We start from the raw sequence: 12,434 nt of genomic DNA, 5'->3' as shown, positions 1-12,434 counted from the left end.
CACGATGCCGTGCATCCGCGGTGGGGGGAGGGCCGGAAGGAGGGGTGACAGACACCCACCGCACCGCCCGAAGGGACCCGCACCGTGACCCGGACCCGTACCGCGTTCGTCCTCGCCGCCGGCACCACCGGCACCCTGCTCGCCCTCGGGGCCTCCCCGACGCTGGCCGCCGACACCGCCACCGTCTCCGTCCTGCACGGCGTGCCGGCCACCCCCGTCGACGTCTACGCCAACGGCGAGCGCCTGATCGACGACTTCCAGCCCGGCACGCTGACCGACCCGCTCGAGCTGCCCGCCGGCACCTACGACCTCGCGCTGTACCCGGCCGACGCGCCCGACGCCTCGGGTGCCCCGCTGCTGTCCGCCGACGGGGTCGCCGTCCCTGCGGGTGCCGACGCCACCGTCGTCGCCCACCTGGACGCCGGGGGCGCGCCGGCACTGACGCCCTTCGTGAACGACACCTCCGCCGTCCCGGCCGGGCAGGCGCGCGTGGTCGTGCGGCACACCGCGGCCGCCCCGGCGGTCGACGTCCGGGCCGGCGGGAGCGTCGTCGCCCCCGGCCTGACCAACCCGGACGAGGCCACCCTCACGGTGCCCGCCGGCACCGTGAGCGCCGACGTCGTGCTGGCCGGCACCGACACCGTGGCGATCGGTCCGGCCGACCTGTCCCTGCCCGAGGGCGCGACCACGGTCGTCTACGCCTGGGGCTCGCAGGACGCCGGCTTCCAGCTCGCCGTCCAGACGGTCTCCGGAGGCCACTCCGCCCCCTCGGGCGTCCCCGGCGGCTCGGCGGGCCTGGTCGAGGACGGCGCGTTCCCGGTGCCCCTGGCCGCCCTCTCGGTGGCCGGTCTGGCGGCAGCGGGTCTCGCCGCCCGCCGTCTGGTCGGCGCGCGGGCCTGACCTGCGCGGTCCGGAGGGGACACCGATGGTGCGACCCGCTGCCGCCGGCGTGGTGCTGGGTCTGGCCCTGGCGCTCGGTGCGCCGGTCGCCTGGCTGGGGACCCGCGAGCCGGCGGCGGCGGGCGCACCGCTCGAGCAGGTCCTCCCGGCCCCGGCGCCGTCGCCGGCGGGCACCCCGGCACCGCCGGGGCCGGTCAGTCTCCCGGCGGTGACCACGCGGGTCGCCGCGCCCACGGCGGAGTCCGCCGCACCGCCGCCGGTCGCCCTCGCCGTGCCCAGCGCCGGCATCGAGGCCCCGGTCGACGCGGTCGGCGTCGACGACGACGGCCAGATGGCCCTCCCCGGGGACGTCGACCGGGTCGGCTGGTACCGGTTCGGTCCGGCGCCCGGAGCCGGCGGGTCGGCGGTGCTCGCGGGCCACGTCGACGACGTCGAGCAGGGGCTGGGGGTCCTCGCGCCGCTGCGGGACACCGCGGCCGGCGCCGAGGTGCTGGTCACCGACGCGGCGGGGACCGTCAGCCGGTGGCGGGTCGTGTCGCGGGACACCGTCGAGAAGGAGGCGCTCGCGCTGGACCGGCTGTTCACCCGCGACGGCCCGTCCCGCCTGGTGCTGGTCACCTGCGGCGGCCCGTTCGTGCCCGAGTTGCGCAGCTACCGGGACAACGTGGTCGTCGTCGCGGAGCCCGCGCCGTGACCGGGGTCCTGGAGCGCGGCTCCGCAGGGCCTAGGGTCGGGCGCGTGCCCCCCGTCACCGTGCCGCCGGCGGGTGAACCGGACGACGCCGAGGTCGGCCGCCGGTTCGCCGCCGGTGACGAGCAGGCCCTCGCCTGGGCCTACGAACGCTGGGCCGGTCAGGTCCACGGCATGGCGGTGCGGGCCTTCGGTCGGGGGCCCGATGCCGAGGACGTCACCCAGCAGACCTTCGTCTCCGCCTGGACCGGCCGCGCCGGTTACCGCCCCGACCAGGGCCCGCTGCCGGCGTGGCTGGTGGGCGTCTGCCGCCACAAGATCGCCGACACGTGGGCCCGCCGCGACCGGCAGCGCCGCACCGCGGAGGCGGCCGTCGCCCAGGCGCAGGCAGCGCCGCAGGCCGGCGGTCCCCTGGTCGACGCCGCCGTCGCCGACCGGGTGCTGCTGCTGGGCGAGCTGGACCAACTGGGGCAACCACAGCGGGGCATCATCGAGATGGCCTTCTTCGAAGACCTCACCCACGCCCAGATCGCCGCGCGCACCGGGTTGCCGCTGGGCACGGTGAAGAGCCACATCCGGCGCACCCTGGAGCGCCTGCGGACCCGGTTGGAGGTGGACGGTGCCGCACTGCACGCCTGAGCAGCTCGCCCTGGCGGCACTGCGCGAGCCGCTGCCGGCCGCCGACGCCGCCCACCTGGACGGCTGCGCCCGGTGCCGGGCGGAGGTGGCGTCCCTGCAGCGCGGGGTCGACGCCCTCGCCGTCCCGGCGCTGGCCGCCCCCGGCACCCCCGTACCGCCACCGCCGGCGGTCTGGGCGGCGATCGCCGCCGCCACCGGCGTGAGCAGCGCACCCCGGCCGGAGGTCGTCGCCGGGACGGCACCCGCGCCGGCCGCCGCAGCGCCGGCCGGACCACCGCCTCCGGCGCCGGGACCGGCCGTGGCGGCGGTCACCCCGCTGCGGCCGCGCCGCTCCCGGCTGCTGCTGGCCGCCGCCGCGGCCCTCGTCGTCGGCGCCGGGATCGGCGCGGGCTCGGTCGCACTCGGCAGCCGGGACGACGACAGCGGCGTCGCGGTGGCCGCGGCCGCGCTCGACCCGCTCGACGACAGCGGTGCTTCCGGACAGGCGCGGGTCGTGGAGCGGGACGACGGCACGCGCGTGCTCGTGGTCGACCTCACGGCCGAGGACCGCGCCGACGGCTTCTACGAGGTCTGGCTGATCGACGAGGCCGTGCGGGACATGGTGTCCGTCGGCGTCGTCCAGGGTGGCCGCCGGGTGACCCTGCCGCTGCCCTCCGGTCTCGACCTGGGGCAGTACCCGGTGGTCGACGTCTCGGTCGAGCCGCTGGACGGCGACCCCCTGCACTCCGGCGAGTCGGTGGCCCGGGGGCTGCTCGACACCTGACGGTCGCCCGGGGTCCTCCCCGGCGACCGTCGGGACGGTGCGCGCGCCTAGCGTGGAGCGGTGACAGTGCTCGAACCCGACCTCGTCCACGAGGACCTCGGCGCCACGTGGCGCTCCGCCCGCCCCCGCCCGGCCGGCCGGCACCTGGACTCCGCCGCCTGCAGCCGGCAGAGCCACCGGGTGCTGGAGGCGGTGGCGCACCACGCCCGGCACGAGGCCGAGCTGGGCGGGTACGTGGCCGAGGCGACCGCCGACGACCTGCTGCAGCAGGGCCGCTCGGTCATCGGCGGGCTGGTCGGGATGGCCGCGGCCGACGTCGCCTTCGTGGAGTCGGCGCAGGCCGCGCTCGTCACGTTCCTCTCCGGCTGGCGGCTGCCGGCGGGCGCGCGGGTGGCCTGCCTGCCCGGCGAGTACGCCCCCAACGTCGCCCAGCTGCGCGCGGCCGGGCTGACCCCGGAGCCGTTGCCGGTCGACGACCTCGGCCGCGCCGACCTCGACGGCGTGGCCCGGCTGCTGGCCACCGCCCCACCGCGGTTCGTGCACCTGACCCACATCGGCAGCCACCGGGGGATCGTGCAGCCCGCCCGCGAGGTGGCCGTGCTCTGCCGGGAGGCGGGGGTGCCGCTGGTGCTGGACGCCGCGCAGTCCCTCGGGCACGTCGACGCCGACCTGGGCGCCGACGTCGTCTACTCGACGTCCCGCAAGTGGCTGGCCGGCCCGCGGGGCGTCGGGGTGCTGTGCGTGCGCCCGGCGATCACCGCGCAGCTCACCCCGGTGCTGCCCGAGCCGGCCGACGTCCCGCCGCTGCGGGCGTTCGAGTCCGGGGAGGCGCACGTCGCGGGCCGCGTCGGTCTGGTGCTGGCCGTCGGGGAGCACCTGGCGGCCGGACCGGAGCGGGTGCGGCAGCGGCTGTCGGCCCTGGGCCGGACCGGCCGCGAGGTGCTCGAGGGGGCGGCCGGCTGGCGGGTGGTGGAGCCGCGGGACGAGCCGACCGCCACGACCACGCTGCGCCCGCCGGACGGTGTCGACGTCGTCACCACGCGGGCCCGGCTGCTCACCGAGCACGGCATCGTGACCACCGCGATCGGCCCCGAGCGCGCGCCCGGCGAGATGACCGGCCCGGTGCTGCGGGTCTCACCGCACCTGGACGCCACCGTCGACGACCTCGAGGCACTCGCCGCCGCACTATGAGGACACGGCCGCCTGCATCGCGGCCGACACCCGCCGGTGGACGGCGAGCTGCTCGTCCAGCCGCGGGTGCACGGGGACGCCGTCGGACACCACCGCCCGCCCGGCGACCACGGTGTGCCGGGCGGACACCGGCCCGCAGCGCAGCCAGGCCTCCACCGGGTCCGAGAGCGCACCGGCGAACCGGACGCCCTCCAGCGGCCACACCGCGAGGTCGCCGCACGCCCCGACCGACAGCTCGCCGATCTCGCCTCCGCGGCCGAGGCACGCGGCGCCGCCGCGGGTCGCCATGACCAGCGCGTCGCGGGCCGACATCGCGCCCGCGCCGTGCCGGAGCTTGCCCTGCAGCATCGCCGTCCGGGCCTCCAGCCACAGGGAGGCGGAGTCGGCCGAGGCGGAGCCGTCGACGCCGAGGCCGACCGGGGCGCCCGCGGCCCGCAGCTCGGCGACCGGCGCCAGCCCGCTGCCCAGGACCATGTTGGACGACGGGCAGTGCGCCACCCCCAGCCCCGCGGCGCCCAGCCGCTGCGTCTCGGCCGGCGAGGGCCACACGACGTGCGCCAGCCACGCCCGGCCGGTCAGCCAGCCGACGTCGGCCAGGTACTCCACGGGACGGCGGCCGAAGCGGGCCGCGCAGAAGGCGTCCTCGTCCCGCGTCTCGGACAGGTGGGTGTGCAGCCGGACCTCGAGCGTCTCGGCCAGCTCGGCGGTGCGCGTCATGAGCGACGTGGAGACGCTGAACGGCGAGCACGGCGCCAGCGCGATCCGCGTCATGGCGTGCGGCGAGGGGTCGTGGTGGGCCGCCACCAGCCGCGCGGAGTCGGCCAGGATCTCGTCGTCGTCCTGGACGACGGAGTCCGGCGGCAGCCCGCCGTCCTTCATCGACAGCGACATCGAGCCACGGGTGGCGGTGAGGCGGACGCCGAGGTCGCGGGCGGCGGCCACCTCGGCCCCGACGAGGTCGCCGCCGCCGCGCGGGTGCACGTACAGGTGGTCGCTGGAGGTGGTGCAGCCCGACAGCGCCAGCTCGGTGAGGCCGACGTAGGCGCTGACGTACGCGGCCTGCTCGTCCAGTCGCGCCCACAGCGGGTAGAGGGTGACCAGCCACTCGAACAGGCCGCCGGTCAGCGCGGGCGCGAAGGCGCGGGTGAGGTTCTGGTACAGGTGGTGGTGGGTGTTGACCAGCCCCGGGGTGACCAGGCACCCGCGGGCGTCGATCCGGCGGACGGCGGCCGGCTGGGGGTCCGCCGGCCCGCCGACCCCGCTGACCACCCCGTCGGTCACCGCCACCCAGCCGCCGGGGATCTCGCGGCGGTCGTCGTCGACGGTGGCCAGCAGCTCGGCGTCGTGCACGACCAGGTCGGCGGTGTCCACGGCCGCATCGTGCCCGCGGCGGCGCCCTCGCGGGGAACGGTTGCCCGCGACGGCCGCGGCGGACCGCGGACGTCAGCGGGTCACTCGACCGTCTCGATGTCGAACTCGGCGGTGCCGTCCTCCACCGAGGTGACGGTGATCCTCAGCGCGATCTCCTCGCCGGTGTCCGGGTCCGTGGCGGTGCACTCGGTGGTCGCGTCCACCTCCGCCTCCAGGTCACCGGGGCAGGAGACCTCGGGCGTGACGCCGAACTCGGCCTCGATCGCGCTGGCCACCTGGTTCTCGAGCTCCCCCTGCTCGATGGCCGAGCTGCACGCCGTCAGTCCGAGGGCCAGGGCGGGGGCGGCGAGGAGCAGGGCCGGGCGACGGCCGGGACGGGACACGGGGCGCTCCTGGGGGACGGTGCGGGGAGATCACCTGACCCTAGCGCCGGGCCCCCGACGGCCTCCGCCGGGCCGGGTGGGTCCTCCGTCAGGCGCCGAGGACCAGCCGGGCCACGGCCGCCGGCACGTCGTCCCCCAGCGGACGGTGCCCGACCAGCCGGCCGGCCTCGGCCGGGGGGACGCCGGCGGCCTGCAGCACCTCCAGCGCCTGGACGTCGGGCAGCGCCTGGAACCACCGCCGGCCGAGCGCGGCCCGCCCCGCCGCCGTGGGCCGGCCCCACAGCCGCAGGCGCGCCATGCCGCCGTCGGGGAACACGTCCAGGCGCACCCGGTCGACGGCCGGCCCGCCGGGGAGGGCGAACCGGTGCCGGGTGTCGGGCTGCAGCCGGGTCCGGGGCAGGACGACGACCTCGCCGTCCGGACCGCTCCCGGTGACGGAGGCCGAGCCGGGGGCGTTGCCCAGGAACCAGGTGGTGTCCAGCTCGGCGAGGGTGACCACACCCTCGCAGGCCAGCGAGAGCTCCACCCAGTCGTTGCCGTCGCCGCGCCGCCGGCGGGTCTCCCAGCCCTCGCCCATCGAGCGGGCCGGGCCGGGGCCGATCAGCTGCTGCGGCCGGCCGTAGAACTCGTCGCTCACCCCGGTCACCCGCCCGCCGTTCTCGAGCGCGGCCAGGTCGAGCGCGCCGGCGTCCACCAGCCGCGGGTCGGGCAGCACGGTGCCGTGCACCCGCAGCCGCGCCACGCCGCCGTCCGGGTGGATGGTGAGCCGCACGTGGGTCACCCGCCGGTCGGAGCCGACGGGGAAGGCGTGCGCGGTGTCGGGGGTGAGGTCCGACAGCGGCAGCAGGGGTTGCCAGTCGGCCCGGCTGAGCTCGGCCACCGTGGGGTGGCCCTCCACCGCGGCGCCGTCGACCGACGCCCGGGACGGGGCGTTGCCGGTGAAGTGGGCGGTGTCGACGACGACCCCGGACACGACCCCCGGGGCGCCCAGCCGGATCACGGCCCAGTCGGCGCCGGGGGTGCGCCGTCGGCGGGTCTCCCAGCCGTCGTACTCCTTGCCGCGCGGCCCGAAGTCCGTGCGCGCGACGGCCGGGTGCGGGAGCACGAGGTTCTCCTTGGCCGCGAAGAACTCGTCGCTGGCCGCGACGACGGCACCTCCCAGCGCACGGCTGGCCAGGTCGGTCAGGGAGAAGGGCTCGGTCATCGGGCTCCTCGGGTCCGGGCCGCGCGGGCCACTGTGCCACGGCGGTCTCCGGGCCGGGACGGTCTCAGGGGTCGCCGCGCACCAGCAGCCGGCCGATCGGCGAGCCGTCGGCGACCTCCCCGCGCAGCCACGTCCGGCGGACGACGCCCGCGAGCCGGCGGCCGGCGTAGGGCGTCAGCGGGTGCCGGTGCTCCAGGCGCCCCACGGTCGTGGCCGCGTCCGGGGCGAACGCCACCAGGTCGGCGTCCTTCCCGACCGCGAGGGCGCCCTTGCGCGGCAACCCCGCCAGCCGCGCCGGCGCCGCGCACATCCACTCGACCACCCGGGCCAGCGACAGCCCGCGCGCCCGCGCCCCCGTCCACACCGCGGGCAGCCCGACCTGCAGGGAGGCGATGCCACCCCAGGCCAGGCCGAGATCACCGGTGTCGAGGTGCTTGAGGTCGGGCGGGCACGGCGAGTGGTCGCTGACGACGAGGTCGACGTCCCCGCCGGCCAGCGCGGCCCACAGCGCCTCCCGGTGCCCGGACCGGCGGATCGGCGGGCAGCACTTGTACACGGGGGCGCCGTCGGGCAGCTCCTCCGCGGCGAAGGTCAGGTAGTGGGGGCAGGTCTCCACCGTCATGCGCACCCCCTCGGCGCGGGCCCGGCGCAGCAACGGCAGCGCGCCGGCGTCGGCCAGGTGGACGACGTGCACCCGCCCGCCGGTGTCGCGGGCCGCCGACACCAGCCGGGCGATGGCCACCTCCTCCGCCGCCTCGGGGCGGGAGGCGAGGAAGGCCGCGTAACCGGGCCCGCGGGGCGGGGGCGCGGCCGCGACGACGTCGGCGTCCTCGGCGTGCGCGGCCAGCAGCCCGTCGACGCCGGCCAGCTCGGTGAGGACCGCCCGCACGCCGGCGTCGTCCAACGGCGGGAACTCCGGGACGCCGGAGTCGAGCAGGAAGCACTTGAACCCGACGACGCCGGCCTCGTGCAGGAGCCGCACCTGCGCCAGCCCGCCCGGCACGGCGCCGCCCCAGAACGCGACGTCGACGGCGACCCGACCCCGCGCGGCCTGCTGCTTGCCGTGCAGCGCCTCGAGCGTGGTCGTCGGCGGGAGGGAGTTCAGGGGCATGTCCACGATCGTGGTGACGCCCCCGGCCGCCGCGGCCCGCGTCGCGGTCGCGAAGCCCTCCCACTCGGTGCGCCCCGGCTCGTTGACGTGCACGTGGGTGTCGACCAGCCCCGGCAGCAGGACCTCGTCGTCGGCGAGGGTCACCGCACGGGCGGGAGCGTCGTCGAAGTCGGTGATGCCGGCGATCCGCCCGCCGTCGGTGTGCACCGCGGCGGCGCGCTCCCCGGCGGGGAGGAGCACCCGACGCGCGCGGACCACGAGGCTCATGCCGAGCTCACCGCAGCGGCCGGAAGAACTCCCGGACGTCGGCAACGAGCAGCCCGGGCTGCTCCATCGCGGCGAAGTGCCCGCCGCGGTCGTGCTCGCGCCACAGCCGCAGGTCGGAGAACTGCTCCTGCGCCCACTCCCGGGGCGGTTGGAAGATCTCGTGGGGGAACAGCGACACCCCGGTGGGGACCCGGACGGCCGGCGTCCGCCCGGCCGGGGCCTGCGCCATCTCCCAGTACATCCGGGCCGACGACGTGGCCGAGGCGGTGAACCAGTAGGTGCTGACGTGGTCGAGGACGCGGTCGGCGCCCAGCACCCCCACCGGGTCGCCGCCACAGTCGGCCCAGGCGTGGAACTTCTCCAGGATCCACGCGCACTGGCCGGCCGGGGAGTCGGTCAGCCCGTAGCCCAACGTCTGCGGGCGGGTGCGCTGCTGCTGGTTGTAGGCGGCCCCCTGGGTGCGGAAGCGGCGCTCCCGGTCCAGCGCCCGCTGCTCGCGCTCGGTGAACTGCGTCCGCCCGGCCGGCGGCCCGGTGACCACCATGTTCAGGTGGATGCCCACCACCCGGTCGGGGTGCCGGGCGCCCAGGCCGGCCGAGACGAAGGAGCCGATGTCCCCACCCTGGGCGCCGAACCGGTCGTACCCCAGCCGGTCCATCAGCTCCGCCCACGCGTCGGCGGTGCGCTCCAGGCCCCACCCCGGCGAGGACGGCTTGCCGCTCCAGCCGAAGCCCGGCAGCGAGGGGACCACGACGTCGAACGCGTCGGCCGGGTCCCCGCCGTGCGCCGCCGGGTCGGTCAGCGGCCCCAGGACGTCCAGGAACTCCGCGACCGACCCCGGCCACCCGTGGGTGAGCAGCAGCGGCAGCGCGCCCTCCCGGGAGGACCGCACGTGCAGGAAGTGGACGGGCAGCCCGTCGACGTCGGTGACGAACTGGGGGACGGCGTTGAGCCGCGCCTGCCGGGCCGGCCAGTCGTAGCCGTCGGCCCAGTACGCGCACAGGTCCTGGAGGTCGCGGAGGGGCACGCCCTGCGACCAGTCCTCGACGGTGGCCGGCTCCGGCCAGCGGGTCGCGCGCAGGCGCCGGTGCAGGTCCTCGACGTCGGAGGCCGGCACGTCGACGGCGAAGGGCCTGATGACGGCGTCGTCCACGGCCCCACCGTAACGGGGCTTGCCGACGACGGCCGAGTGGTTCTACGGTTCATTACATGAGTAATGAACTAGCGGACCGACGGGGCCCGACGCGGGACCCCTCGTGAACGAGGACGGCGGCCCGATCTTCCGGCAGGTCGCCGAGCAGATCGAGACCGCGATCGTCGACGGCTCCCTCCCCGAGGAGAGCCAGGCGCCCTCGTCCAACGAGCTGGCCGCCTTCCACCGGATCAACCCCGCCACCGCGGCCAAGGGCCTCAACCAGCTGGTCGCCGACGGGGTCCTCTACAAGAGACGAGGAGTGGGGATGTTCGTCGCCCCGGGCGCCCGTGAGCAGCTGCTCAACCGGCGACGCAGCGAGTTCGCCGACGTGTACGTCCGCCCGCTCATGACCGAGGCGCAGAAGCTGGGCATCTCCAGCCGGGAGCTGACGGCCATGATCGACCGCTGGGGAGAGACCCGATGACCGCCGCGGCCACCCTCACCGACGTCACCGTGCGCTTCCGGGAGCACACCGCCCTGGACGGCGTGACGACCGCCTTCGAGCAGGACGCCATCACCGGGCTGCTGGGTCGCAACGGCGCCGGCAAGACCACGCTGATGCAGCTGCTGACCGGCCACCGCGTGCCGACCAGCGGCCGGGTCGAGGTCCTCGGCGCCGCGCCGTACGAGAACGACGACGTCCTGCGCCGGATCTGTTTCGTCAAGGAGGGGCAGCGCTACCCCGACCACTTCCGGGTGCGCGACGCGCTGGAGTCGGCGGCGATGCTCTTCCCCCGGTGGGACGCCGACCTCGCCGCCGCCCTCCTGCGGGACTTCGACCTGCCGGCGAAGCGGCCCGTCAAGAAGCTCTCCCGCGGCATGAACTCCGCCGTCGGCATCGTCATCGGTCTCGCCTCCCGAGCGCCGGTCACGCTCTTCGACGAGCCGTACCTCGGTCTGGACGCCGTCGCCCGCCAGCTGTTCTACGACCGGCTGCTCGCCGACTACGCCGAGAACCCGCGCACGATCGTGCTGTCCACGCACCTGATCGAGGAGATCAGCTCGCTGCTCGAGCGCGTGCTGCTGGTCGACCGGGGCCGCGTGCTGCTCGACGCGGACGCCGAGTCGCTGCGGGGCAGCGCGCTCACCGTCACCGGTCCGCGGGACCGCGTCGCGGCCTTCGCCGCGGCCAACGAGCTCCTGCACACCGAGACGCTCGGCAGCACCAGCCGGGCCGTCGTCCGGCTCCGCCCCGGTACGGACGGCGACGACGCCCGCGCGGCCGGCCTGTCGTGGGAGCCCACCACCCTGCAGCAACTGGTCGTCGCCATGAGCCTGCAGCCGGCCGAGGCCCGCCCGGCCGCCCCCTCCGACCTCGAGGAGGTCTCCCGGTGAGCCGTGTCCTGCCCGCCGCCCGGCTGCACCTGGTGCGCCCCCTGGTCGTCTTCGGGGTGCCGTGGCTGGTCGGGACGATCAGCTTCGTCATCAACTGGGCCGTGTGGGCGCTCGCCGACGTGGCCGAGCACGCCCCCGACAACGTCACCGGCGGCGTCTCGGCCCTCTACATCACCGTGTGCGTGGTGTTCGTCCAGGCGCTCACCCAGATGCTGCCCTTCGCGATGGGCGTCAGCCTCAGCCGCCGCGCCTACTGGCTCGGGACCGCGCTGGTCGGGGTCCTGTCGGCGCTCGGCTACGGCATCGCGCTGGCCGTCCTCAACGAGATCGGGCAGGCCACCGGCGGCTGGGGCGTCGACCTGAACTTCTGGGTACCGACACCACTGCTGGCCGACAACTTCCCCCTGCAGGTGCTCTACTCCGGCGGACCGATGCTGGCGCTGTTCTTCGTGGGCATCGCCATCGGCGTGGTGCAGAAGCGGTGGGGCACCAACGGCCTCTGGACGCTCACCATCGTCAGCGTGGTCGTCATCGGCGGTCTCGCCGTCCTGGCGACCGGGCTGAGCGCGTGGGGCGACGTCTGGGGCTGGCTGATCGACCGGTCGGCCACCACCCTGGCCGCCGGGCTCCCCGCGGCCCTCGCCGTGGTGGTCGCCGTCCTCTCCTACGGGGGCATCCGGCGCGTCGTGCCCTGACGCGCCACTGGGTCGCACCCAGCGCCTCCTCCGTCACGTGACGGAGGAGGCGCTGCTCGACCCGGTGAGGCATCCGCAGGGGCCACCGCACGACGCCGTGCGCCGCACGGCGTCACGGGATCCCCGCGGTCGGGACCCTCGCTGCACCGCGGAGCGGGCCGCAGCCGTCCCGGCGCCCACCTCGGGTGGCGGGAGTCGGGAGCACGTCGACGCCGCGTGGCGGTCGGGGCGCGGGCACCAGCACCGCCGCCGGGCCGGCGTCGGGGCGGAGTGTCCGGGTGGCCCGGGCCTGCCCCGGGAATGCCGAAAGGGCTTCCAGCGGGTGCTGGAAGCCCTTTCGGGGAATGGTTGTCCGGCGGCGTCCTACTCTCCCACCCCGTCTCCAGGGCAGTACCATCGGCGCTGAGAGGCTTAGCTTCCGGGTTCGGAATGAGACCGGGCGTTTCCCTCTCGCCATGGCCGCCGTAACGCTGTGAACCTGTACGAACCGGCACCAGGATCGCTTCGCCTGGTGGCTGGGTCGTGCGTTCAGAACTACACAGTGGACGCGGATGCTGCATTTCCTTCAACCGAACACCCGGAGCGCGGCTCGTGTGGGTGTGTGGTCAAGCCCTCGGCCTATTAGTACCGGTCAGCTCCACGCCTTGCGGCGCTTCCACTTCCGGCCTATCAACCCGCTGGTCTGGGCGG

Annotated in this window: 13 protein-coding genes and 2 rRNA genes; 8 read left to right on the top strand and 7 right to left on the bottom strand. The window is 76.3% G+C overall.

Features of this window, described 5'->3' with window-relative positions; all coding sequences use genetic code 11:
- The first annotated feature begins 84 nt into the window (after positions 1-84).
- Genes ACI78V_RS01525 through egtE form a run of 5 tightly spaced genes read left to right on the top strand, consistent with a single transcriptional unit; the run spans position 85 to position 4,183 of the window.
- Positions 85-900, top strand: a complete 816-nt coding sequence (locus ACI78V_RS01525) for a DUF4397 domain-containing protein (protein ID WP_456848223.1) — start codon at positions 85-87, stop codon at positions 898-900.
- Positions 901-925: 25 nt separating this feature from the next.
- The gene (locus ACI78V_RS01520) at positions 926-1,594 is read left to right on the top strand and encodes a sortase domain-containing protein (RefSeq protein WP_456848221.1); all 669 of its coding nucleotides are present in this window, start codon (positions 926-928) and stop codon (positions 1,592-1,594) included.
- A 44-nt stretch (positions 1,595-1,638) separates the two neighbouring features.
- Positions 1,639-2,229 carry an RNA polymerase sigma factor gene (locus ACI78V_RS01515; RefSeq protein WP_456848219.1) on the top strand — a complete coding sequence of 197 codons (591 nt, stop codon included), beginning with the start codon at positions 1,639-1,641 and terminating at the stop codon, positions 2,227-2,229.
- Positions 2,210-2,992: an anti-sigma factor gene (locus ACI78V_RS01510; protein WP_456848217.1), complete on the top strand. Its 783-nt coding sequence runs from the start codon at positions 2,210-2,212 to the stop codon at positions 2,990-2,992. Before ACI78V_RS01515 ends, ACI78V_RS01510 begins: the two co-directional genes overlap by 20 nt.
- A 60-nt stretch (positions 2,993-3,052) precedes the next feature.
- On the top strand, positions 3,053-4,183 hold the full coding sequence (gene egtE / locus ACI78V_RS01505; protein ID WP_456848215.1) for an ergothioneine biosynthesis PLP-dependent enzyme EgtE: 1,131 nt from the start codon (positions 3,053-3,055) through the stop codon (positions 4,181-4,183).
- Here egtE and ACI78V_RS01500 read toward each other — a convergent pair.
- From ACI78V_RS01500 to ACI78V_RS01480, 5 genes are all read right to left on the bottom strand, one after another.
- Positions 4,178-5,554 carry an 8-oxoguanine deaminase gene (locus ACI78V_RS01500; protein WP_456848213.1) on the bottom strand — a complete coding sequence of 459 codons (1,377 nt, stop codon included), beginning with the start codon at positions 5,552-5,554 and terminating at the stop codon, positions 4,178-4,180. The genes egtE and ACI78V_RS01500 overlap by 6 nt on opposite strands.
- A gap of 80 nt (positions 5,555-5,634) precedes the next feature.
- Positions 5,635-5,937, bottom strand: coding sequence for a DUF4333 domain-containing protein (locus tag ACI78V_RS01495; RefSeq protein ID WP_456848211.1), 303 nt, complete (start codon positions 5,935-5,937; stop codon positions 5,635-5,637).
- 88 nt (positions 5,938-6,025) lie between these two features.
- A complete protein-coding gene (gene alc, locus ACI78V_RS01490) occupies positions 6,026-7,141 on the bottom strand; it encodes an allantoicase (RefSeq protein ID WP_456848209.1) in 1,116 nt (371 codons plus the stop codon).
- Between the two features lie 64 nt (positions 7,142-7,205).
- On the bottom strand, positions 7,206-8,519 hold the full coding sequence (gene allB, locus ACI78V_RS01485; RefSeq protein ID WP_456848207.1) for an allantoinase AllB: 1,314 nt from the start codon (positions 8,517-8,519) through the stop codon (positions 7,206-7,208).
- A 7-nt stretch (positions 8,520-8,526) separates the two neighbouring features.
- Positions 8,527-9,672 (bottom strand): epoxide hydrolase family protein, encoded by a 1,146-nt coding sequence (locus tag ACI78V_RS01480; RefSeq protein WP_456848205.1) that lies wholly within the window; start codon positions 9,670-9,672, stop codon positions 8,527-8,529.
- 103 nt (positions 9,673-9,775) lie between these two features.
- Between ACI78V_RS01480 and ACI78V_RS01475 the strand changes: the two genes are divergently transcribed.
- The 3 genes from ACI78V_RS01475 to ACI78V_RS01465 are packed head-to-tail and all read left to right on the top strand — an operon-like array spanning position 9,776 to position 11,744.
- Positions 9,776-10,138 carry a GntR family transcriptional regulator gene (locus ACI78V_RS01475; protein ID WP_456848203.1) on the top strand — a complete coding sequence of 121 codons (363 nt, stop codon included), beginning with the start codon at positions 9,776-9,778 and terminating at the stop codon, positions 10,136-10,138.
- Positions 10,135-11,049 carry an ABC transporter ATP-binding protein gene (locus ACI78V_RS01470; RefSeq protein ID WP_456848201.1) on the top strand — a complete coding sequence of 305 codons (915 nt, stop codon included), beginning with the start codon at positions 10,135-10,137 and terminating at the stop codon, positions 11,047-11,049. The genes ACI78V_RS01475 and ACI78V_RS01470 overlap by 4 nt, the downstream gene beginning before the upstream one ends.
- Complete coding sequence (locus ACI78V_RS01465) at positions 11,046-11,744, top strand: hypothetical protein (protein WP_456848199.1); 699 nt, start codon at positions 11,046-11,048, stop codon at positions 11,742-11,744. Before ACI78V_RS01470 ends, ACI78V_RS01465 begins: the two co-directional genes overlap by 4 nt.
- A 350-nt stretch (positions 11,745-12,094) precedes the next feature.
- Here the strand turns inward: ACI78V_RS01465 and rrf are convergent.
- Together rrf and ACI78V_RS01455 are read right to left on the bottom strand one after the other, a co-directional pair.
- A 5S ribosomal RNA gene (gene rrf / locus ACI78V_RS01460) occupies positions 12,095-12,211 on the bottom strand.
- Positions 12,212-12,345: 134 nt separating this feature from the next.
- Positions 12,346-12,434: ribosomal RNA gene (locus ACI78V_RS01455) — 23S ribosomal RNA — on the bottom strand; the annotation flags it as partial.

The organism is Geodermatophilus sp. SYSU D00742 (genome assembly GCF_054049935.1).
The sequence above is the reverse complement of the archived record's forward strand: the minus strand, read 5'-3'. Positions and strand labels throughout refer to the sequence as shown.